The organism is Acidisphaera sp. S103 (assembly GCF_009765975.1).
Lineage (GTDB): Bacteria > Pseudomonadota > Alphaproteobacteria > Acetobacterales > Acetobacteraceae > Rhodopila.
Map to the genome: position 1 here is coordinate 178262 of NZ_LMUJ01000031.1, position 20849 is coordinate 199110.

Below are 20849 nucleotides of genomic sequence, written 5' to 3' on the forward strand. Positions count from 1 at the left end.
GTCTTGATTTCCGGGTGCTCGAACCGCAGCCGCTGCACCGCGTCCGCGAGTTCGATATCGACGCCTAGATCGTACGAATTCAGTTTCAGTTCGTACCCGTCCATCAGCCCGCCGGCTGGATCGACGTCCATGGTCAAGGTCGCGACGGGGCCATCGAAAGACATCTTCCAATGGCGATAGCGGGTCGGGTCGGTTTGGAAATCGATCACGTGGATGGTTCCCGCGGCAAATTGGCGATGAAGGCGGTGATGGCGGCCAGGGTCGCGTCCATGGCCTCCAGGTGCGGTGAATGCCTGGCTCCGGCGATCAGTTGGGTTGTGATCGGCGCCTGGACGTTGGCTTCCAGGGTGCGAATCTGCTCGTCGGTGCCGTAGGGATCGTCCTGACCTTGCAAGGCCAGGATCGGCACGTGGATGTGTGGCAGGAACCGGGTGATGTCGAAGTCCCGGAACCGTGGGTCCAGCCAGGCGTTGTTCCAGCCCCGGAACGCGGTATCGACGTCGCGGTGATACCGGGCGAGGCGCTGGCGCAGGGTGCCGGTTTCGTAGTCCGCCTTGATCCGCTGGATACTGGCGATATTCAGGTCCTCGACAAAGAAATGCGCGGCTATGGTGATCAGGCCAAGAAGGGTGGGCTGAAAGTCCTCGCCCCCCGTGTCATAGCCGGGCTTGGCCCGGCTACCCACGACTTTGCCGGATGCAACATCGTAAGACGTGGATGGCCGGGCCAAGCCCGGCCATGACACCGGGGGCCATGACATGGGGGGCGAAGACGCGGGGGGTGAGGACACAGCGACCGACCCCGCGTACACCGCCGCGATCGACCCGCCATCGGAATGGCCAATCAGCACCGCCCGCTGGATCCCGGCCGTACGCAGCACCTGGGGCAGCACCACAAGTGCCTCATCCTGCATATACGTCATCGGCCGAGGCAGCGTCACACCGTCCGAATGCCCATAGCCAAACCGCGAGTAAGCAAACACACCCAAACCGGTTGCCGCCGCCAGACGCTCCGGCACATCGCGCCACAGCGCCACGCTGCCTAATCCTTCATGCAGCAGCACCAGCGTCGAGGCGTCAGCCGGTCCCGGCCCCCACCAGCCGGTCTCCAGCGTCCCGCCATCGATCTGAAGGAAACCAGACCGCATCAAACCTCCCGCAGCCGGAAGCGCTGAATTTTCCCCGTCGCCGTCTTCGGCAGACTGTCGACAAACTCAATCCAGCGCGGATATTTCCAAACGCCAATACAAATTTTCACATGATCCTGCAGCGCCATCACCAGAGTGTCCGAGGGCAAACCATCACGCAAAATGACGAACGCTTTCGGCTTCACCAGCCCATCCCGGTCCTGCCGCCCAATCACCGCCGCCTCCAGCACGGCGGGATGGGAGATCAGGGCTTCCTCGACCTCAAACGGAGACACCCACACGCCACTAACCTTCAGCATCTCGTCACTGCGTCCCTGGAAGCGGAAATAACCGTCCGCGTCGCGAGTATAAGTGTCGCCGGTGTAGGTCCATTCGCCCTGGAACGTCCGCCGGGACTTGGCGCGCTGGTTCCAGTACCCATCAGCGGCGCTGTCGCCGCGCACCACCAGTTCCCCGGGTTCCCCGTGCGGCACCGGACGGTCGTGCTCGTCCACGATGCGCGCGTCATACCCGGGCACGGGCTTGCCGCTGCTGCCGTAACGGACGTCGTCTGGATGGTTGCTGATGAAAATATGCAGCATCTCGGTCGAGCCGATTCCATCCAGGATATCGACACCCACAACGGATTTCCAACGGCTGCCGATATCCGCGGGCAGCGCCTCACCGGCGGAGATACAGCGGCGCAGACGCGACGACCCGGCCCCCGGCGCGATATAAGGATTGGCGAGCAACCCCGCGTACAATGTCGGAACGCCACCGAACAGCGTCGGATTATGCGTTCGCATCATCGCCAGCACCGCGTCGGGCGTCGGCCGGTCCGGCAGAAGAACGGACGCCGCCGCCACCGACATCGGAAATGTAAGACTATTGCCCAGCCCATAGGCATGGAACGCCTTGGCCGCCGAGAACATGACATCGTCCGGACCGATCCCCAGCACTTTCGCGCCATAGGTCTCCGCCGTGTAACGCAGGCTGGAATGAATATGCCGAACCCCCTTCGGCGCACCGGTCGAGCCCGACGAGTAAAGCCAGAACGCCACTTCATCCGGCGAGGCCGGCGCCGGCGCCGTATCTGGATCACCGCTCGCCAGGAACGCCGGGAACCCATGTTCCTCCGGCGCCGACCCGTCTGATTTCGACACGACGACCAGCGCGACACCGGCCGCGCGCACGGTCGCGCCCAATGTCTCCACCAACGGTGCAGAGATCACCACGGCCGCCGCCCGGCAATCCGCCAGGATGTAGCCGACCGTCTCCGCCGTCAGCAGCGTGTTGATCGGCACCGGCACGGCGCCCGCGCGCATCGTGCCCCAAAAGGCGATGGGAAAATCGATCGTATCCTGCAGCAGCAGGACGACCCGCCGCTCCCGCTCCACGCCCGCCTTGTGCAATGCACCGGCAAAACGAGCAGTCTGGGCTGCGAGATCGTGGTAGGTCAGCGAACGCCAGGGGTCGCGGAACGCGAGGCGCGCACCGTTGCCATCCGGCACATGCCGGTCAACGAACCAACTGACAGCGTTGCCTGATTCCATGTGAGTACGCCGCCTCCTGTTGTCGCCGTTAAGGGAACCCGGCGACCGTCATCCAAGCCTTTGGGCTCGGTTTATGCACTATATTGCATGTTTTGCCGGGGAATGGAAGAGCTAAGCGTCTTGCCGAATCTGCCAGGCCCGTTGTAGCCGGACCGGATGATGGCTCGGTCACACGTCGTTGTCGGCCTCGCGACGTGGATCGTCGTGGCGCCCGTGTTGCATGTGTCGGCGCTGGACCCGATTTATCTTGGCCTGGCGGTGGCTGGGTCGCTGCTGCCCGACATCGACCATCCGAAATCATGGGTTGGGCGGCGTACGCGGCCTGTTTCGACAGCTATTGCCTCGACTTTTTCCCATCGCGGGATCACCCACTCGGCGCTCGCGGTCGTTGGCCTGACGATGCTGCTGCTGCATGCCGGTTATCGCCGCGGTGGCGTTTCGGCCTTGGTGGTCGGCTATTTGTCCCATCTGGCGGCGGACATGCTGACACCGCAAGGGCTGCGACTCGCATGGCCGCTGCGGGGAACGTGGGGGCTGCCGTTGTGCCGGACCGGTTCGGCGGCGGAACCACTGATCGTCACGGCGATGGCCGGCGGCGTTGCGTGGTGGCTGTGGCGGCACCACACGCTGGGCTGACGCCGGGACGCCGCCGGAGCACGGTCCGGCATTCCGCACGGGCATTCAGGGGAAATGAGGTGAAAATTTCACCTGGCGATGATGTTTGCCAGGACGTCGTTTCAGGCGCCGGTTCCCTCCACGAAACAGATGATTTTTGTTCCGGCCCAGCAGGCGACGCCCTCACCCGTGGGGTTATCGTGCCGGTGCAGAACGTTGTCGTCAGGAACATCGACCCAGGCATAGGGCGGATCCTGCCAGCGTGCGAACTCGCCGCCGATGTAAGCCTGAAAATGGCCGTTCACTATGCGGTAACGCACCGTACGGCAGTCCGAACGGTCACAGCACGATAGATTGGTCTGCGGCTGGTGCAGGCTTTTGAACCATGGAGCCAGATCGGGATCGGCGCCCGGCGGTGGCGCGGCGCGCAATGGCATGGGGTAGGTGAAGATCAGGCATGATGCGGCAAGAGTGGCTATTACCCGCAAGCTGGCGGAAAACATCGGGGTCATCGCGGACCTCTCTCTGGTTCCAGACGCTTCTGCTGCAACCGTGGATGGTGGACGGCGACAACGCCAGAGGCGTCTCAAGGCCGCGCGTTCAAGAACCTGTGAAGTGAACGCGCCTGAGCGGTCAAATGCGCCCCAATGCGCGCAGGATGACGTCCGGCGTCAGCGGGATTTCCGAAATCGTCACCCCGAACGGAGCCAGGGCGTCGTTCACGGCATTGGCGACCGCCGCCGCTGCACCCGCCGTCCCGGCCTCACCCGCGCCCTTCGCGCCAAGTTCGCTGTCCGCGGTCGGGGACACGATATGCCCAACCGCGATATCGGGCATCTCGGCGGCCATCGGCACCAGGTAATCGGCCATGCTGGCGTTCAGCATCTGCCCGCGCTCATCGTAGCGGCAGTGTTCGAACAGCGCGGCGCCCAGGCCCTGCACCACGCCGCCGCGTATCTGTTCGTCGACAAGTTGCGGGTTCAGGATGGTTCCGCAGTCTTCGACAACCCAATGGCCCAGCAGCCGGGCCATGCCGGTGTCGGGATCGACTTCCAGGTAGCTGGATTGGATACCGTTCGTGAAGGCGAACGGATAGGTTCGGGGCACATAGTGCCGGACCGCCATCAGTTCGGCCTGGAAACCGGGCGGCAGCGTGTCCGGGCGGAAATACGCGATCCGAGCAAGTTCTGCCAAGGTCAGGCGTTCGGTCAGCGTGTCCGCATCGACAATCCGGCTCTCGCGAATATCCATCGCCTCTGCCTGGGTCTGTAGAATACTTGCCGCGACGTCCAGGATGTTCCGGCGCAACTGCTTGCCCGCCTGCCATGCCGCTTCCCCGCCGATGCCGGCGGCCCGGGACGCCCAGGTGCCGCCGCCATACGGCGTCACGTCGGTGTCGCCGGACATGACCCGCACATCGGCCAGTTTCACCCCCAGCGCGGTCGCCACCACCTGGGCGGTCACGGCTTCCGCACCCTGGCCTTGTTCGGTCACACTGGTCTGGCAGGTAATCGTTCCGGCCGCGTCCAACCGCAGCGCGACGCCGTCCTGTGACGATATGCCTGCGCCACCAATACCGTAGAACGCGGCGGAGGGATTGGTGACTTCGACGAAGCTGGCGAAACCGATACCGCGATGGATGCCGCTCGCGCGCGACGTGGCCTGATCCGCTCGTAGCGCGTCGTAGTCCATCATCGTCAGCAGCTTGTCCAAGGCTGCATGATGCGACAGCGATTCGAACCGCATGCCGGTGGGGGACGCGCAGGGATAGGCATCGTCCGGAACCAGGTTGCGCCGGCGGATTTCCACCGGGTCCATGCCGATGGTGCGGGCAGCCAGATCGACCAGACCCTCGGTAATCGAGCAGGCGATCGGGTGGCCGACGCCGCGGTATTGCGACATCGGGGTCTTGTTCTGGAATACGACGCGGGTGCGGGCACGATAATTCGGTGTGGTGTACGGGCCGCCGACAAGGTTCAGCACCTGATTGGCCTCGATCGCACTGGTGCGAGGATACATCGAGTACGGACCGATGCCGGTCAGGTCGTCGATCTCGAACGCCGTGATCACACCATCGTTTCGAACGGCGACGCGGCCTTTCACGCGATGGTCGCGCGCATGAATATCGGTAACGAAACTTTCCAGCCGGTCGGCGACGTATTTCACCGGCCGGCGCAGCATTTTCGACAGCGCGGCGGTGGCCATTTCGTCGGGATAGACGTGGACCTTGATGCCGAACGATCCGCCGACATCCTTGCATACGACACGAACCTGCTGTTCGGCCAGGCCCAGGTGCAGTGCGACGATGTTCTGGATCATGTGCGGCGCCTGGGTGCCCTGATACACGGTCAGGCGGTCGTCACCCGGCCGCCAGTCGGCGACCACCGAGCGCGGTTCCAGGGTCACACCGGTATGGCGGCCGAAGACGAACTCCGTTTCGGCCACGGCGTCGGCACGGGCGAACGCATCGTCCACCGCACCCGCGTCCAACCGGCGCTCGAATGCCAGGTTGTCGCCAAGAGACGCATGGATCACCGGCGTGGCGGCGTCCAGCGCGGTGCGCATGTCGGTGACCGGTTCCAATTCCTCATAGTCCACGACGACGTGTTCGGCCGCGTCTTCCGCTTCGGCACGCGTGCTGGCGACGACGGCGGCGACCGCCTCGCCCTGCCAGCAGGCGACATCCACGGCGATGGCATGTTGCGGCGCCGATTTCAGGCCCTTCATATGCGACAGGACACCGACCCAGGGCGAGCACACGGCGGCCAGTTCCGGCCCGGTAACGACCGCGACGACTCCCGGCATGGCGCACGCGGCTTGCCGATCGATCCGCTGGATACGGGCGTGCGCATACGGCGAGCGCACGAAGGCGACATGCACCATGCGCGGCAGGACCAGGTCGCTGACGTATTGTCCGCGTCCTTGCAGCAGCCGCGTCAGGTTCGGCCGCGGAACGCTGCGGCCGATATAGGAATTCGGCCGGTCGAGTGGGGACAATGCGGTCATGCCAACACCGTGCCCACGGCCGTCCGCCACCGTCAATGTAGCCTAATATAAAAACCGGGCGCACACTGCGGGCAATACCAAGAACCGTCCAGGATCATGCCGCCTTACCCATCGCCAGCCACCCAGGAAGGGTGGCGATAACCCGATGTCCGAGACTTTCCAGGTTCCGCACCGAGGCCTCATCACCGCGTCCGCGATGCTGGCGATGCTGATGCAGACCCTGGACTCCACCATCGCCAATGTCGCACTGCCCTACATGCAGGGCGGCATGTCGGCTTCGGCCGATGAGATCACCTGGGTGCTGACCTCCTACGTCATCGCCGCTGCGATCATGACCGCGCCGGTGGGTTGGATGGCGCGCCGTTTCGGCCGCAAGAAGCTGTTCATCGGCAGCCTGATCGGCTTCACCGTTGCCTCTATGCTGTGTGGCGCGGCGCAAACGCTGGATCAGCTTGTCGCCTTCCGCCTGCTGCAAGGCATGTGCGGTGCGGCAATCGCCCCCCTGTCCCAGGCGACGATGCTGGACATCTACCCGTTCTCCAAACGCGCGCAGGCGATGGCGATCTTCTCCATGGGGGTCACGATGGGGCCGATCATGGGGCCGACCCTGGGGGGGTATCTGACCGACGCGTACAGTTGGCGGTTCGTGTTCTACGTGAACCTGCCGTTCGGCATCCTGGCGATCCTGGGCCTGCTGATCTTCATGCGGGAGACGCCGTCGCAGAACAATCTGCGCTTCAGTTGGTACGGATTCGCGATGCTGGCGATGGCATGCGGGTCGTTGCAACTGATGCTGGATCGCGGCCAGGAACTGGACTGGTTCACCTCCCGCGAGATCATCACGGAGGCGGTGGTCGCCGCGCTGGGGTTCTACCTTTTCATCGTCCACATGTGCGTGGCCGACAAGCCGTTCCTGTCACTCGCGCTGTTCAAGGACAGGAATTTCAGTTCCGGCATGGTGATGGTGTTCTGCGTGTCGTCGGTGATGCTGTCCACGTCGGCGTTGCTGGCGCCCTATCTGCAAAACCTGGCGGGCTACCCTGTCTACACCGCGGGCTGGGCGATGGCGCCACGCGGCCTGGGCACGATCATGTCGATGTACCTGGCCAGCCGGCTGGGCATGCGGGTCGACCAGCGGAAGATCATGGCCTGTGGCCTGCTGGTCCTGGGCTGGGCGCTGTGGGACATGAGCAACTGGACCCCCGACGTGACGCAAGAGCAGATGATGCTGACGCTGGTGTTGCAGGGCTTCTCCATCGGCCTGGTGTTCAATCCGATGTCGGTGATGGCGTACACCACCCTGTCGCCGCAGATGCGTGGTGAGGGGACCGCGATGCAATCGCTCGCCCGCAATATCGGGTCCGCCATCGGCATTTCTGTCACCTCCTTCACGCTGACCCGCGGCGTGCAGGCCACGCATGCCGAGATCGCCGCGGGGATCACGCCGTTCAACCGGGTCCTGCAGATGGGCGATCAAGTGTCGCACATGCTGAACCCGGAGACGCGGCACGGGGCGGCGCTGCTGGATTCCATGATCAATCAGCAGGCCCAGATCATCGCCTATAACAACGATTTTCGCCTGATGACGCTGACGATCGTGCCACCCATGCTGTTGTTGCTGCTGATGCGCCGCCATGCCCAGCCTCAGGCGGTGGCCATGGCCGTGGGAGACGATTGAGCCCCCTATTCGCCTCGCCGGCCTTTGGCCGTCGTCATCACCGCATCCACGATCGCGTGGTAGCCGGTGCAGCGGCAGTAATTCCCCGACAAATGCTCTCGTATCGTGTTCCGATCCGGATCGGGATCCTGCAGAAGCAGATCCTGCGCCGCGATCAGCATTCCGGGGGTACAGTAGCCGCATTGCAGTGCATTTCGTTCATGAAATGCTTGCTGTAGATCGGCGATCTCATCGCTGTCGGACAATCCCTCGATCGTTTCGACGCGGCAGCCGTCCGCCTGTACTGTCAATACCAGGCAGGCACGTGCCAGAGTGCCATCGATTCGCACCGTGCAGGCGCCACACACGCCGTGCTCGCAACCGAGATGCGTGCCGGTCAGCGACAAATGCTCGCGCAGGAAGTCGCCCAGATGGAGCCGCGGCTCGACATCGGTGCGGATCGTTTCGTCGTTCACCGTCAGCACGATTTTCATGTTCGGCCGCCCAGCGCGAACAGCGCCCGGTCGCGTAGCACGCCGGCGAGATGGCGGCGCATGGGCCCTGTCGCCTGCAAGTCGCCGGGTGGGTCAAGATCCAGCGCCGCGGTTGCTTGCCGCAGCACCGGCCTGTCGGCGACCGAGAAAAACGCCAGCCGATCCCCCGATACCGCCAGTCCGACAATCGCGTAGTCGCCGCTGCGCCGAGCGATTTCCTGGAAGAACCAGGCAGGGGTGGGGAGGGGGATTTCGACGGTTGCCAGCATCTCGTCGGGTTGCAGCGCGGTCTGGAACAGGCCGGTGAAGAAAGCCTCGGCTGCGATGCGTCGTGTGCCGCGCGGCGAGGTCACTTCGATCACCGCGTTCAGCGCCACCATGCAGGCGGGCAATTCGGAGGCCGGGTCGGCGTGTGCGAGGTTGCCACCGATCGTGCCCCGCGCCCTGATGGCGGGGTGGGCGACGTGGCGCAGCGCCTCGGTCAGCAGTGGCACGTGGCTGGCGATCGTCGCGTCCCGCAACGCGGTTTCGTGCCGGACGAGGGCACCAATCCGCAGCCTGTCATGGTGTACTTCGATGCCGTCCAGACCCTGGATGCGGCCGATATCGATCAGCACGGATGGCGAGGCCAGCCGCAGGTTCATCGCCGGCAGAAGGCTCTGGCCCCCAGCAAGCAGCCGCGCGTCCGGTCCATGCTGGCCGAGCGCCGCACAGGCTTCGGCCACGGTGGCAACCCTGATGTAATCGAACGCCGGCGCTTTCATCCCGATCCCTTGCTGGCCGCTTGCCCGTTACCCCTGTCTTGGCTAGGTGACCAGCCGGCAAATCATAATGCGGCCGGCAACGGTGGCCGGAAACGGAGGCGTCGCAATGGCCGGCACAGTTGGCATCATCGGTCTCGGCATCATGGGCGGGGCGATATCGAAAAACCTGCTCGAACGCGGTTGGCGGGTGTTCGGCACCGACATCGAACCGGCAAAACAGGCGGCCCTGACCGATGCGGGTGGTACTGCGTGCCTTGATATCGCTTCGGTCTGTGCCGAGGCACCCGTGGTCCTGACCAGCCTACCGTCACCCTATGCGCTCGCCGCTGTGGCCAAGGCCATTGCCGCCACGCCGGTCCCGCGCATTGTGGTCGAAACCAGCACGATGGCGCTGGCCGATAAGCTGGCCGCGCATGACGAGCTGGCCGCGGCGGGGCATATCGCGCTTGATTGCACACTCAGCGGCACGGGTGCCCAGGCGGTCAACCGGGATCTGGTGGTCTATGCCAGCGGCGACACTGCCGCTATTGCCGCGCAAATGCCGCTGTTCGCGGACTTCGCCCGAGCGGCGCACGATATTGGGGCGTACGGCAACGGCACGCGGATGAAGTTCGTCGCCAATCTGCTGGTCGCCATCCACAACGTGGCGGCGGCCGAGGCGATGGTGCTGGCGAATGCCGCCGGCCTGAATCCCGATCTGGTGGTGCAACTCGCCGGGGCCGGTGCGGGTGCGTCGCGGATGTTCGACATGCGGGCGCCGATGATGGCGGCTCGGTCCTACACGCCGGCGACGATGCGGGTTTCGACGTGGCAGAAAGACATGGCCATCATTGGCGCGTTCGCCGGTGACCTGGGTGTGACACTGCCGCTGTTCGAGGCCAGTGCGCCGATCTACACGACGGCGATGGAAGCAGGACTGGGCGATCAGGACACCGCCGCGGTGTTCGCGGTGTTGGAGAAGACCAACCGGAAAACCTGAAGTCTTGAAGGGGAGTCGTTATTTCGTGCGTGGCCTGCCGGTCCGTTGGCGACATTCAGACTCTTAAAACGACATCTCCGGTCCGGGGGTTGGTCAGGGTGACATTTTCGACCGCCTGGATCCGCCAGGCGCTGTGGCTTTGGGTGACCACCGCCAGGATCAGCGTATCAACCTGGTGCGGCCCGGCCGGATGGGAAATGCCCGTGGTCAGGCGGCTCCAGAAATGAACGATCGCCACCCCGTCGGCGATCTGGTCGACCTCTATCAGTTCATTCTCCAGCGTTGAGTCCTTGTAGATGGTCTCGTGAATGCCGCGGTGGAGGGCGACGATCGCATCAACGCCGCGCACGTAGGTCGCGAACCGGTTCACGAAGGTCGCATTGCCATGGAACAGAGCGCCAAACGCAGCCATGTCGTGGGCGTTCCATGCTGATTGAAACGCCCCAGGCACGTCCTCCGGTCGCGCGATATGCATCATTGGGCTATCCCCTTCGCAGCCGCTCATACCAATGGCCGTAAGTGTTGACCCATGAAGAATGGGGCAAGCCTGTCCGTCCTGGTCAGGCCACTACGCACTACGCACTACGGGAAATGGGGTTCGCTGAATCGGACGCACTGATCCGACCCGGCTTTGACTTGGGGTTCGGCAACGAGCCGCCGAACCGCGGTCCGGTCCAGGACGCCGGCGATCGCCGCCAGCAGCAGCTTCAGTTCGATCGGTTTCGCCACATGGCCGTCCATGCCGGCGTCCAGGCTGGCCTCGATGTCCTCGGGCAGCGCATTCGCGGTCACCGCCAGGATCGGCACCAGGCCGGCCGGCCCCGGCATCGTTCGGATACGCCTGGCCGCGGCATTGCCGTCCATTCCCGGCATCGACTGGTCCATCAGCACGACATCCGGCAACGGCAGGTGGGTGAGCGCCGACAACGCGGCGGGCCCGTCCTCGGCTTCCTCCACCCTATGACCGGCGTGAAGCAGCAGCGCCCGCGCCGTCATGCGGTTGAGCGCGACATCATCCACGACCAGGATGCGCAATCCGTGCGCGGCCAGAGGCGGTTGGGTCACGGGCGTGATCGCGACCGGTGCCACGGCGGGCAACGGCAGTACCAGGGTGAAGCGGCTGCCGATCCCGGCTGTTCCGTCCGCATGAGTAAGGTTGCCGCCCATGGCGTGCGCCAGCAGTGCGCTGATCGCCAGCCCGAGGCCACTTCCGCCGGACGCATTGTGCCCGGATCCCTGCGTGTAGGCCTGGAACAATTCGGGCCGCAGCGCCTCGGGAACGCCCGGGCCGGTATCGGCGACCGCCATGGCGACCATCTCGCCGGTGCCGCGCGTGATGTCCAACGTCACGCTGCCGCCCGAGGGCGTGAATTTCAACGCATTATTCAGCAGATTGAGCAGGATCTGCCGCAGCCGCATGGGATCGGCCAGCACCGTTTCCGGCAGGTCGGCTGCCGCCTGCAGGGTCAGGCCAATACGTTTCGACGCGGCGTCGTCCCGCACGAAGACAAGTGTCTCTTGCAGGAATTCCATGAGGGTCGTGGGTTGTGGGGACAGTGCCAGCCTTCCGGCCTCGATCCGCGACAGATCCAGAATCTCATTCAGGATGGCCAGCAGGTGCCGGCCGGCCTGTTCCAGCGTGGCGGCCTGGTTGCGCTGACGCTCACCCTGCTCCCGGTCGTTGGCCAGCACCTGCGCGAGGCCCAGGATACCGTTCAGCGGCGTGCGAAGTTCGTGGCTCATCCGGGCGAGGAAGCGGGTCTTCTGTTCGCTGGCGTTGGTGGCGATATCGCGCGCGGCGGCAAGGGCGGTGGTCGATCGCAGTTCCGCCTGTTCCTTGGTAAGGGCCACCAGCAGGATGCTGGTGCCGGCCATCAGCACGACGCCAAGGCTGACGAGTGCCCCGAACCACAGCGACGTCGGCAGGCCGGCGCCGTTCTCCTTGAGGGGAAAGACAACCGCGAGCGGACCGCAACTCGCATAGATAACCGCGACGGCGGCCAGCAGCAGCATTACGATCGGGCGAGACGGCAGGGGCGACCGTAACTGACCGCGGTGGAATTCGAAGGCGGCGGCGACGATGTAGGCGGCCACGATAAGACCGAGCAATGTCACGCGTGCCTGAAGGCTGCCGACAAAACCGGGGATCCGGCAGGCGATCAGCCACACCACCGCACCGGCTATCACGCCGACCGGTCTGGCGCGCAGGCCCTCGAACTGCCGGGCACCTCCCCAGGTCAGCCCGTAACCGACGCAGACGAGGGCGTTGGAGAGGTCGATCGAACTCCAGTCTGGAATGGCGCCGCGTGCTGCCAGCAGCGGCAGTGCCACTCCGCCGATCAGACGGCCTACTCCCCAACTGGCCAGGGCCGGTTGGCTGCGATCGCGCCGCCACAGCCAAACCAACAGTCCGCCGAGGCAAACGGATTGCAGCATGGTGAAGGCGAAGAGTGTCGGAAGGTGGATGGAAAGCATTTCAGCGCACGGTCCGTGGGATCGTCATGACGTTTAATCCCAGGGAATGTACTAGGGAATCTCTCAAAACGATTACATCGTGAGCGGACATACGCGGGATGGCCGTGGTGCGGCCCCGCGAACCGCCGCGCTTCAGTGCTGAAAGCGGGAATCGTTTCGCGGCTTGCGGCCCGATGCTCGGACGCGGTAATTCGCGCTCGTTGCGCGAAATCCGATCGATCGGCCTGGCGTAGCGTGCCGCGTGCGACAACAAAAGCCGATCGGCTGGACATCGCCGGCCATTCATCGAGGTATAGACGGTGCCGTACGCTGACGTGCGTTCAAGGGTTCGAGGGCTCCTGATCCTGGCTGCCGTCATGGTGGCGGCCCCCGCCATCGCGCAAACCGCGGTCCCCGGAGTGGGCGGACTTCAGCCTCCGGATATCAAGTCCGACCTCGCGCTTGATGCTGCCTTGGCCGTGCTCGATCGGTCCGCGAACACCGTCGTTGCGGAGGTTGGCCCGCACACGATCACCTGGGGCGACGTCGCGGACGCGATCCGTGCCTTGCCGCCAATCGTCGGCAACGTGCCGTTCCCGGTGGTGTATCAGCGAACGGCGATGCAACTCGTGGAGCAGGAGGCCCTGGTGCTGCGCGGAGAACGCGCCGGGTTGGAGAAAGACCCGGCCGTGCGGCGGCGCATGCAGAATGCCGCCGACCAGGCCATGGCAACCGAGGTCCTGCGCCGGTCGCTCGCCCCCAACCTCACCGACAAGGCCCTGCTGGGCACTTACAACGCCCTGGTCGCGAACAAGCCGGCCCCCGAGGAAGTGGAGGCCAGGCTGATCATGGTGGACTCGGAGGAACAGGCCAACACGCTGATCCAGCGGCTGCAGGGCGGGGCCGATTTCGGCGCCCTGGCGCGGGATTTCAGCAAGGACGGCACCGCGGCGAACGGCGGGGAGCTTGGGTACGTCAGGCTGGATATGCTGGCCCCAGAGATCGGATCGGTGATGTTCGCCCTGGCGCCCGGCCAAACCACGGCCTATCCGATCAGAAGTCACAATGCCTGGTTCATCGTGCGCGTCGAGGGACGTCGCCAGCCCTCGGCACCGACCTTCGCGGCGGCGCGGGACGCGTTGCAGCAGGACATCATTCACGCCGGGGCGCCGGAGCTGATGCGCGAAGCCGTCAAGGATGCCCCCGTGAAGTACTACGGCCTGACCGGCAAGAAGGCGGCGGACAAGATGCCTTAAGCGGCCGGCCGCCCCTCGGGGTTTGCTCCGAGGTTCGCCACGTTGCCTGTGGTGATTGCCACGAGGCGCTACCCGGGCTGCGGCCCGTCATACCCCTCGATGATCAGCAGATCCGCCTCCGACCGTCCGTCCCGCAGCGCCTTCGCCGCCACGTATTCGGCGGAGTGATAGCAGGCCACCGCGGTTTCGTAGTCCTTGAACTCCAGCACGATGTTGCGCGACCGAGCCACCCCTTCCGGCGCCTCGAACCGGCCGCCGCGGACGATGAACCGCGCGCCGTATTTCGCGAACGCCGCCGCGTTGGCCGCGACGTATTCCTGGTAGCCGGCCGGGTCGCTCACATCGACCCTGGCCACCCAATATCCTTTCGCCATGATGTCCTCCTTGCGGTTTATGAATGCGGCCGGTCGCCCAGCATGTTCGCCAGCACCGGCTCCATCGCCTTCGCCATCATTGCCTGCCCTTGCGCCGTGGGGTGCAGCGGCGGGTCCGGCGGCGTCAGCTTCGGATCCAGGAACAGGTCCCGGTTCAGCACGCCGTTGCGCATGAACAGCGCCGTCAGGTCGAGGTACGACACCGACGGATCGTCCTTGTAGCGCTTCGCCAGCATCCGGTTGATCTGTCCCGTCGTCTCGGTGATCCACGCCGAGCGTTCGGACGGCAGCACGCCTAGCAACAGGATTTTGGTCGCTGGCAACCGCTTCCTCAGCTCACTTATGATAACGTCGATTCCGGCGACCGTGTCATCGGCCGACCAATGCGGCCGGCCCATGTTGTTCGCGCCGATCAGCACCACCGCGGCCTTGGGGGAAATCCCGGATACTTCGCCGTTGCGGATGCGCCAGATCAGGCTGGCGGTGGTGTCGCCCTTGAACCCGAGGTTCACCGCGTGCCGATCGCCGTAGAATCGCTGCCAGACCGGCGCGAAATCCTGCCATTCAGGCGGGCCGGATCGCTCCCAGTCCTGGGTGATCGAGTCGCCCAGGAAGATCAGTTCCGGTTTCGCATGCGCCAGTTCGCGCAGTTTCGCTTCGTGCCGTTCCCGCCACCAGGGCAGGTCGGTTCGGCCGATCGGTATGGCCGCCAGGATGGTGCGGGCGCTGCCCACCGCCGGAATGGCCACCGCGAGGGCCAGCCCAAGAAAAATCCAACGCCGAAAAACCATGTTTCAAACTGTCCCGTTGTTCGTCCTGACGGGGAGCCAGGGCGGCGGGACTAGACGCCGACTAGGCGTCACGTCGCAAGATGGTGGCGATCCCAGGCCTGCCGGGCGCGGTTCAAGCCACGCGGCAGCAGCATCGGCAGGATCAGCGTGACGCCGAGTCCCCACATGCCGCAAGCGGCGGCGGACCGCAGCATCGGTCCGACCCGCCAGCCCAACGCCACCGGATGCCCGGCGAGCGGCCGGATGACGAACCAGCCCATCAGCACGGCGAACACCCCGGCCATCAATGCCTTCAGCAGCACAGGCCGCGGCAGAAGGGGCGAGGCCCAGCCGAACAATCCGCCATAGACCGCGCCCCAGAAGGTGATGCTGACCACCAACGGTGCGTTGAATGGCGGTACGACAGCGACCCGGAAAGCCGCCTGCGGCGCCAGGCTGCACCAATAAAACAACTGTAAGGTGGTCTGATGGAACACCAGCACCGAAATTGCGCCGGCAATGCAACCCAGGAAAATTCGGGTCGGTAATCGTGTCACGGTCGCCCGCTCCTCCAGAAAACGCTCGTGTTTGACGGCATCTTCACCTAAGCGCGAGGTCCGTCAATCCTGCACTGCACCAAATGCATGGCATGGGCGGAGCCTGGCCGAGGAAGCTGCCCGCGTTTTCCGCTGGACAGGGGACCGGGCGGCGCCTATATGCGCGCCTCTTTGGAACGCGGGAGACCGTTGGCCGCCCCGTGGCGGTCCGGGTCGTTTGCACCGCGGTCCCGTGGACAAGGACCAGGGATCACATGGCGAAGAAGATCGTCGGCTACATCAAGCTGCAAATTCCGGCTGGCAAGGCCAACCCGTCACCGCCCGTCGGTCCGGCACTGGGTCAGCGCGGCCTGAACATCATGCAGTTCGTGAAGGAATTCAACGCCCGGACGCAGACCATGGAGCCCGGTATGCCGATCCCGGTGGTCATCACCGCGTTCGCCGACCGCAGCTTCAGCTTCGTCATGAAGACGCCGCCGAACACCTATTTCCTGAAGAAGGCCGCCGGGATCACCAAGGGCAGCCCGACCGTCGGAAAGGGCGCCTCCGCCGGCCGTGTGACGACCACGCAGTTGCGCGAAATTGCGGCGATCAAGATGGTGGACATGAACGCCAACGATATCGATGGCGCGGTTCGCATGTTGACTGGTTCCGCCCGCTCGATGGGCCTCACCGTGGTGGAGGGTTGAACCATGGCCAAGAACAAGCGTCTCGCGACGGCCCAGAAGGCCGTTGACAGCACCAAATCCTACCCGCTGGCCGATGCCATCGCGCTGGTGAAGTCGATTTCCAAGGCGAAGTTCGACGAAACCATTGAGATGTCGATGAACCTCGGGATCGATCCGCGGCACGCCGACCAGATGGTGCGCGGCCTGACCAATCTGCCCAACGGTACCGGCAAGACCGTCCGCGTGGGCGTGTTCGCCCGCGGCGCCAAGGCCGATGAGGCCCTCGCGGCTGGTGCCGACGTGGTGGGCTCCGAGGACCTGATGGAGAAGGTGCAGGCCGGCGAGATCAACTTCGACCGCTGCATCGCAACCCCGGACATGATGGGCATCGTCGGACGGCTGGGCAAAATCCTTGGGCCGCGCGGCCTGATGCCGAACCCGCGTCTCGGCACTGTCACCATGGACGTCAAGGGCGCCGTCACCGCTGCCAAGGGCGGCCAGGTCGAATTCCGCGCCGAGAAGGCCGGGATTATTCACGCCGGTATCGGGAAGGTGTCGTTCGAGGCTGACAAGCTGCTGGAGAACGCCAAAGCCCTGGCCGACGCGATCGTCAAGGCAAAGCCGACGGGCGCCAAGGGCACCTATGTGCAGAAAGTTTCGGTCAGCTCGACCATGGGGCCCGGCGTGCGGGTCGATGTGAGTTCGCTGGCGGTGTGATGCGCCGGTCCTTCGGGACCGGTGGGTAATACGCCAGCCCTTCGGGGGTGGCGGGCAGGGAAGGTTCCTGTCCCCGGAGTTAGTCCGGGCAGTGGCTTTTCCGATCCTGTCCAAGACCGCACGTCTCTTCGCCTCGGTTCGCCGGGGCAAGATTTAATGGACCCCTCGGGGTTCGCGCGCGGGAGATGGGGATGCCAAAAGCCCTGGTTGGGTCTTTGGTGGTTCCAGGACAGGCGAATTGGATGACATCGCGGGCCTGGCCCGGGGGACGTCATCTTTGGGCAACCTGACCCGCCCTGCCGCACGTTGCGGGACGGTGGGTCGAACGGAGACGAAACGTGGACCGTACGGAGAAGCGCGAGTTCGTCACCGGGCTTAATCAGGCGCTGGGCGCCACTTCGATGATTGTCGTGACCCGCAATGCGGGTCTGACCGTCGCCGAGGTGACCGACCTCAGACGCAAGATGGGGGCCGCGGGGGCAACTTACAAAGTCGCGAAGAACCGGCTGACCAACCTCGCTCTGGATGGGACCCAGTTCGACAGTATCAAGTCAATGCTGAAGGGACCGATCGCGCTCGCGTGGGCGACGGACCCGGTAGCCGTGGCGAAGACCGCTGTCGACTTCGCCAAGACCAATGAGAAGTTCGTCGTCGTCGGCGGCGCGCTTGGAACCCAGACGCTGGATGCGGATGGGATCAAGGCGCTCGCCTCGCTGCCGAGCCTGAATGAGCTGCGCGCCAGCCTGCTGGGGATGATTTCGACCCCTGCAACGCGAATCGCCGGCATCCTGCAGGCTCCGGCTGGACAACTTGCTCGGGTCTTCGGGGCCTACGCCAAGAGGGATGAGGTCGAAGCCGAGGCTGCCTGAGCGTGATCGCCTGAGGCCGAAGGCCAGAAGGCGTGAATCACGCGATCAAACAGAGAGGCGTGATCGCCTGAGGCCGAAGGCCAGAGGGCGTGAATCACGCGATCAAACACGAAGGGCTGCCCGCGACGCATACCTGACGGCAGGCCGGATGATCCGGCTTGCATGGAACCAACCAAAGTCTAGATTATAGGAACACACGACATGGCCGATCTGAACAACCTGGTGGAAGAGCTGTCGAAACTGACGGTTCTCGAAGCCGCCGAACTGTCCAAGCTTCTCGAGGAGAAGTGGGGCGTGTCCGCCGCTGCCCCGGTCGCCGCCGCTGCCGCGCCTGCCGCCGCCGCTGCCGCCCCGGTGGAAGAGCAGACCGAATTCACCGTCATCCTGGCCAAGGCCGGTGACAAGAAGATCAACGTCATTAAGGAAGTCCGCACGATCACGGGCCTCGGGCTGAAGGAAGCCAAGGACCTGGTCGAGGCCGCGCCGAAGCCGGTGAAGGAAGGCGTTGGCAAGGACGAAGTGGCGAAGATCAAGAAGATGCTGGAAGACGCCGGCGCGAGCGTGGAGGTGAAGTAACGCTTCGCTTCACGAACTTTGCTTCGGCCTGGTGTCTCCGCCGAGACGCCAAGGTCTTTGGTCCAGGGGCGGGTGGAAATCAGCCGATTTCCGCCCGCGTTCCTGTTTCGGCGGCAAGTTTACCCGTGCCTTCCGGTCTGACCGGCGGTGCGGAAAGTCAGGTTAACGGTAAGGTGGGTCATCGATGAACGCGATCACACGGTCCTTTACTGGGCGTAAGCGCATCCGCAAAAGCTTCGGCCGGATCCCGGAAGTGGCTCCGATGCCGAACCTGATCGATGTGCAGCGCGCCAGCTACGAGGCGTTCCTGCAAATGGTCGTGCGTCCCGACAATCGCACCCAGTCCGGGCTGCAGGAAGTGTTCAAATCGGTGTTCCCGATCGACGATTTCGCCGGCCGCGGCCGGCTGGAATTCGTCTATTATGAGTTGGAAGAACCGAAATACGACGTTGAGGAATGCATTCAGCGCGGCATGACGTTCGCGGCGCCGCTGAAGGTGATCCTGCGCCTGATCGTATGGGACGTGGATGAGGACACCGGCGCCCGGTCGATCCGCGACATCAAGGAGCAGCCCGTCTACATGGGCGACATGCCGCTGATGACCGACAACGGCACGTTCATCATCAATGGCACCGAACGGGTGATCGTGTCGCAGATGCACCGGTCGCCCGGCGTGTTCTTCGATCACGACAAAGGCAAGACCCACTCGTCCGGCAAATACCTGTTCGCCGCCCGTGTCATCCCGTATCGCGGCTCGTGGCTCGATTTCGAGTTCGACAGCAAGGATCTGGTCTACGTCCGCATCGACCGCAAGCGGAAGCTGCCGGTGACAACGCTGCTGTATGCGCTGGAGAGCGACGCGACCGAACAGTTGCGCGCGGCGCGTGAGGCCAAAGGCGAGACGCTTGATCCGTCGGAGATTCGCGGGCAGGACCAGGAAGAAATCCTGAACCACTTCTACACCAAGGTGGTGTTCGACCACACGCCGAAGGGCTGGGCTCGGCCGTTCGATCCCGACGCGTTCCGCGGTGTGAAACTGCTGGAACCGCTGGTCGACGCCGCCACCGGTGAGGTCGTGGCCGAGGCCGAGGCCAAGCTGACCGCTCGCCAGGCCCGCAAGATCGCCGAAAACACCAAGGAAGTCCTGGTCGGGCGCGCCGATCTGCTTGGCCGCTACATGGCGGAAGACCTGGTCAACCCGGAAACCGGTGAGATCTACGCCGAAGCCGGTGAGGAACTGGCCGAGGCGCGTCTCGCCGCGCTGGAGGAGGCCGGAATCACCAGCCTGCCGACGCTGGCGGTCGATCAGTCGAACGGCCCGTGGATTCGCAACACCCTGGCGGTGGACAAGAACACCAACCGCGACGACGCGCTGATCGACATTTACCGCGTCATGCGCCCTGGCGAGCCGCCGACCCCGGAGACGGCGGAAGCCTTGTTCCGTGGCCTGTTCTTCGACGGCGACCGCTACGACCTGTCCGCCGTCGGCCGGGTGAAGATGAACATGCGGCTGAACATCACCGATGCGCCGGACACCCAGCGCGTGCTGCGCAAGGACGACCTGCTGAAGACGGTCAAGACGCTGTGCGACTTGAAGGACGGCCGCGGCCAGATCGACGACATCGACAACCTCGGCAACCGCCGCGTCCGGTCGGTCGGCGAGCTGATGGAGAACCAGTACCGCATCGGCCTGCTCCGTATGGAGCGCGCCATCCGCGAGCGCATGGGCTCCGTCGATATCGACACCGTCATGCCGCACGACCTGATCAACGCCAAGCCGGCCGCCGCCGCCGTCCGTGAGTTCTTCGGGTCGTCGCAGCTCAGCCAGTTCATGGACCAGACCAACCCGCTGTCGGAAGTGACGCATAAGCGCCGCCTGTCGGCGCTTGGGCCGGGCGGTCTGACGCGCGAGCGCGCCGGCTTCGAGGTGCGCGACGTGCACCCGACGCATTACGGCCGCATCTGCCCGATCGAGACGCCGGAAGGCCCGAACATCGGTCTGATCAACTCGCTGGCGACCTACGCCAAGGTCAACAAGTACGGCTTCATCGAAACGCCGTACATGTTGGTCAAGGACGGCGTGGTGCAGCAGGGCGCCCGCTATCTCTCCGCCATGGAGGAAGAGCGCCTCGTCGTTGCGCAGGCCGACGCGCCGATGGATACGGGCGGAAAGTTCACCCAGGACCTGGTCTCGGTGCGCAAGCAGGGCGATTTCCGGCTGGTGAAGCCGGAAGACGTGACCGCGATCGACGTCTCGCCGAAGCAGTTGGTGTCCGTCGCCGCGGCGCTAATCCCGTTCCTGGAGAACGATGACGCAAACCGAGCGCTGATGGGGTCCAACATGCAGCGGCAGGCCGTGCCGCTGATCAGGGCGGACGCGCCGTTGGTCGGGACGGGGATGGAAGCGGCGGTCG

Annotated in this window: 20 protein-coding genes and 1 pseudogene; 9 read left to right on the forward strand and 12 right to left on the reverse strand. The window is 64.6% G+C overall.

Features of this window, described 5'->3' with window-relative positions; all coding sequences use genetic code 11:
* The 3 genes and pseudogenes from GSQ89_RS05345 to GSQ89_RS05355 all read right to left on the reverse strand — a co-directional run.
* A pseudogene (locus tag GSQ89_RS05345) lies at nucleotides 1-209 on the reverse strand (benzoyl-CoA-dihydrodiol lyase); the annotation flags it as partial.
* Complete coding sequence (locus GSQ89_RS05350; protein WP_158922764.1) at nucleotides 206-1147, reverse strand: alpha/beta fold hydrolase; 942 nt, start codon at nucleotides 1145-1147, stop codon at nucleotides 206-208. The gene GSQ89_RS05350 and the pseudogene GSQ89_RS05345, both read right to left, overlap by 4 nt.
* Nucleotides 1147-2679: a benzoate-CoA ligase family protein gene (locus tag GSQ89_RS05355; RefSeq protein WP_158922766.1), complete on the reverse strand. Its 1533-nt coding sequence runs from the start codon at nucleotides 2677-2679 to the stop codon at nucleotides 1147-1149. The genes GSQ89_RS05350 and GSQ89_RS05355 overlap by 1 nt, the downstream gene beginning before the upstream one ends.
* Nucleotides 2680-2838: 159 nt before the next feature.
* On the opposite strand from GSQ89_RS05355, the gene GSQ89_RS05360 reads away from it, so the two are divergent.
* Complete coding sequence (locus GSQ89_RS05360) at nucleotides 2839-3315, forward strand: metal-dependent hydrolase (protein WP_254073084.1); 477 nt, start codon at nucleotides 2839-2841, stop codon at nucleotides 3313-3315.
* Between the two features lie 101 nt (nucleotides 3316-3416).
* On the opposite strand, the gene GSQ89_RS05365 is transcribed toward GSQ89_RS05360, so the two are convergent.
* The gene (locus GSQ89_RS05365; protein WP_158922770.1) at nucleotides 3417-3806 is read right to left on the reverse strand and encodes a hypothetical protein; all 390 of its coding nucleotides are present in this window, start codon (nucleotides 3804-3806) and stop codon (nucleotides 3417-3419) included.
* A 121-nt stretch (nucleotides 3807-3927) separates the two neighbouring features.
* Complete coding sequence (locus GSQ89_RS05370) at nucleotides 3928-6300, reverse strand: xanthine dehydrogenase family protein molybdopterin-binding subunit (RefSeq protein WP_158922772.1); 2373 nt, start codon at nucleotides 6298-6300, stop codon at nucleotides 3928-3930.
* A 145-nt stretch (nucleotides 6301-6445) separates the two neighbouring features.
* Between GSQ89_RS05370 and GSQ89_RS05375 the strand changes: the two genes are divergently transcribed.
* Complete coding sequence (locus GSQ89_RS05375; RefSeq protein ID WP_158922774.1) at nucleotides 6446-7978, forward strand: DHA2 family efflux MFS transporter permease subunit; 1533 nt, start codon at nucleotides 6446-6448, stop codon at nucleotides 7976-7978.
* Between the two features lie 5 nt (nucleotides 7979-7983).
* Here the strand turns inward: GSQ89_RS05375 and GSQ89_RS05380 are convergent, their stop codons facing one another.
* The gene (locus GSQ89_RS05380; protein ID WP_158922776.1) at nucleotides 7984-8451 is read right to left on the reverse strand and encodes a (2Fe-2S)-binding protein; all 468 of its coding nucleotides are present in this window, start codon (nucleotides 8449-8451) and stop codon (nucleotides 7984-7986) included.
* Nucleotides 8448-9215 carry a xanthine dehydrogenase family protein subunit M gene (locus GSQ89_RS05385; protein WP_158922778.1) on the reverse strand — a complete coding sequence of 256 codons (768 nt, stop codon included), beginning with the start codon at nucleotides 9213-9215 and terminating at the stop codon, nucleotides 8448-8450. Before GSQ89_RS05385 ends, GSQ89_RS05380 begins: the two co-directional genes overlap by 4 nt.
* Nucleotides 9216-9321: 106 nt before the next feature.
* Here GSQ89_RS05385 and GSQ89_RS05390 point away from each other — a divergent pair, with 106 nt between their 5' ends.
* Nucleotides 9322-10194, forward strand: coding sequence for an NAD(P)-dependent oxidoreductase (locus tag GSQ89_RS05390; RefSeq protein WP_158922780.1), 873 nt, complete (start codon nucleotides 9322-9324; stop codon nucleotides 10192-10194).
* Between the two features lie 55 nt (nucleotides 10195-10249).
* On the opposite strand, the gene GSQ89_RS05395 is transcribed toward GSQ89_RS05390, so the two are convergent.
* Together GSQ89_RS05395 and GSQ89_RS05400 are read right to left on the reverse strand one after the other, a co-directional pair.
* Nucleotides 10250-10699 carry an SgcJ/EcaC family oxidoreductase gene (locus GSQ89_RS05395; RefSeq protein ID WP_371734212.1) on the reverse strand — a complete coding sequence of 150 codons (450 nt, stop codon included), beginning with the start codon at nucleotides 10697-10699 and terminating at the stop codon, nucleotides 10250-10252.
* Between the two features lie 77 nt (nucleotides 10700-10776).
* Nucleotides 10777-12669, reverse strand: coding sequence for an ATP-binding protein (locus GSQ89_RS05400; RefSeq protein WP_158922784.1), 1893 nt, complete (start codon nucleotides 12667-12669; stop codon nucleotides 10777-10779).
* Between the two features lie 356 nt (nucleotides 12670-13025).
* Between GSQ89_RS05400 and GSQ89_RS05405 the strand changes: the two genes are divergently transcribed.
* Complete coding sequence (locus tag GSQ89_RS05405) at nucleotides 13026-13904, forward strand: peptidylprolyl isomerase (RefSeq protein WP_158922786.1); 879 nt, start codon at nucleotides 13026-13028, stop codon at nucleotides 13902-13904.
* A gap of 68 nt (nucleotides 13905-13972) precedes the next feature.
* On the opposite strand, the gene GSQ89_RS05410 is transcribed toward GSQ89_RS05405, so the two are convergent.
* The 3 genes from GSQ89_RS05410 to GSQ89_RS05420 form a co-directional block, all read right to left on the reverse strand.
* The gene (locus GSQ89_RS05410) at nucleotides 13973-14278 is read right to left on the reverse strand and encodes a DUF1330 domain-containing protein (RefSeq protein ID WP_158922788.1); all 306 of its coding nucleotides are present in this window, start codon (nucleotides 14276-14278) and stop codon (nucleotides 13973-13975) included.
* Between the two features lie 17 nt (nucleotides 14279-14295).
* A complete protein-coding gene (locus GSQ89_RS05415; protein ID WP_158922790.1) occupies nucleotides 14296-15069 on the reverse strand; it encodes a GDSL-type esterase/lipase family protein in 774 nt (257 codons plus the stop codon).
* 68 nt (nucleotides 15070-15137) lie between these two features.
* Entirely contained in the window at nucleotides 15138-15605 is a 468-nt protein-coding gene (locus GSQ89_RS05420; RefSeq protein ID WP_158922792.1) for a hypothetical protein, read from the reverse strand.
* A 254-nt stretch (nucleotides 15606-15859) separates the two neighbouring features.
* Between GSQ89_RS05420 and rplK the strand changes: the two genes are divergently transcribed.
* The 5 genes from rplK to rpoB all read left to right on the forward strand — a co-directional run.
* Nucleotides 15860-16294 carry a 50S ribosomal protein L11 gene (rplK, locus tag GSQ89_RS05425; RefSeq protein WP_158922794.1) on the forward strand — a complete coding sequence of 145 codons (435 nt, stop codon included), beginning with the start codon at nucleotides 15860-15862 and terminating at the stop codon, nucleotides 16292-16294.
* Between the two features lie 3 nt (nucleotides 16295-16297).
* Nucleotides 16298-16990, forward strand: a complete 693-nt coding sequence (gene rplA, locus GSQ89_RS05430) for a 50S ribosomal protein L1 (protein WP_158922796.1) — start codon at nucleotides 16298-16300, stop codon at nucleotides 16988-16990.
* A 338-nt stretch (nucleotides 16991-17328) separates the two neighbouring features.
* A complete protein-coding gene (gene rplJ / locus GSQ89_RS05435; protein ID WP_158922799.1) occupies nucleotides 17329-17859 on the forward strand; it encodes a 50S ribosomal protein L10 in 531 nt (176 codons plus the stop codon).
* Between the two features lie 201 nt (nucleotides 17860-18060).
* Nucleotides 18061-18435 (forward strand): 50S ribosomal protein L7/L12, encoded by a 375-nt coding sequence (gene rplL / locus GSQ89_RS05440; protein ID WP_158922801.1) that lies wholly within the window; start codon nucleotides 18061-18063, stop codon nucleotides 18433-18435.
* A 184-nt stretch (nucleotides 18436-18619) separates the two neighbouring features.
* The coding region (rpoB, locus tag GSQ89_RS39030; protein WP_254073086.1) for a DNA-directed RNA polymerase subunit beta at nucleotides 18620-20849 on the forward strand (2230 nt) is incomplete at its 3' end.

What these genes read in the sequence shown, in the direction of transcription:
- GSQ89_RS05350 (WP_158922764.1), bottom strand. Translation starts at nt 1,147, where the DNA reads ATGCGGTCTGGTTTCCTTCAGATCGATGGCGGGACGCTGGAGACCGGC.
- GSQ89_RS05355 (WP_158922766.1), bottom strand. Translation starts at nt 2,679, where the DNA reads ATGGAATCAGGCAACGCTGTCAGTTGGTTCGTTGACCGGCATGTGCCG.
- GSQ89_RS05360 (WP_254073084.1), top strand. Translation starts at nt 2,839, where the DNA reads ATGGCTCGGTCACACGTCGTTGTCGGCCTCGCGACGTGGATCGTCGTG.
- GSQ89_RS05365 (WP_158922770.1), bottom strand. Translation starts at nt 3,806, where the DNA reads ATGACCCCGATGTTTTCCGCCAGCTTGCGGGTAATAGCCACTCTTGCC.
- GSQ89_RS05370 (WP_158922772.1), bottom strand. Translation starts at nt 6,300, where the DNA reads ATGACCGCATTGTCCCCACTCGACCGGCCGAATTCCTATATCGGCCGC.
- GSQ89_RS05375 (WP_158922774.1), top strand. Translation starts at nt 6,446, where the DNA reads ATGTCCGAGACTTTCCAGGTTCCGCACCGAGGCCTCATCACCGCGTCC.
- GSQ89_RS05380 (WP_158922776.1), bottom strand. Translation starts at nt 8,451, where the DNA reads ATGAAAATCGTGCTGACGGTGAACGACGAAACGATCCGCACCGATGTC.
- GSQ89_RS05385 (WP_158922778.1), bottom strand. Translation starts at nt 9,215, where the DNA reads ATGAAAGCGCCGGCGTTCGATTACATCAGGGTTGCCACCGTGGCCGAA.
- GSQ89_RS05390 (WP_158922780.1), top strand. Translation starts at nt 9,322, where the DNA reads ATGGCCGGCACAGTTGGCATCATCGGTCTCGGCATCATGGGCGGGGCG.
- GSQ89_RS05395 (WP_371734212.1), bottom strand. Translation starts at nt 10,699, where the DNA reads ATGAGCGGCTGCGAAGGGGATAGCCCAATGATGCATATCGCGCGACCG.
- GSQ89_RS05400 (WP_158922784.1), bottom strand. Translation starts at nt 12,669, where the DNA reads ATGCTTTCCATCCACCTTCCGACACTCTTCGCCTTCACCATGCTGCAA.
- GSQ89_RS05405 (WP_158922786.1), top strand. Translation starts at nt 13,026, where the DNA reads ATGGTGGCGGCCCCCGCCATCGCGCAAACCGCGGTCCCCGGAGTGGGC.
- GSQ89_RS05410 (WP_158922788.1), bottom strand. Translation starts at nt 14,278, where the DNA reads ATGGCGAAAGGATATTGGGTGGCCAGGGTCGATGTGAGCGACCCGGCC.
- GSQ89_RS05415 (WP_158922790.1), bottom strand. Translation starts at nt 15,069, where the DNA reads ATGGTTTTTCGGCGTTGGATTTTTCTTGGGCTGGCCCTCGCGGTGGCC.
- rplK (WP_158922794.1), top strand. Translation starts at nt 15,860, where the DNA reads ATGGCGAAGAAGATCGTCGGCTACATCAAGCTGCAAATTCCGGCTGGC.
- rplA (WP_158922796.1), top strand. Translation starts at nt 16,298, where the DNA reads ATGGCCAAGAACAAGCGTCTCGCGACGGCCCAGAAGGCCGTTGACAGC.
- rplL (WP_158922801.1), top strand. Translation starts at nt 18,061, where the DNA reads ATGGCCGATCTGAACAACCTGGTGGAAGAGCTGTCGAAACTGACGGTT.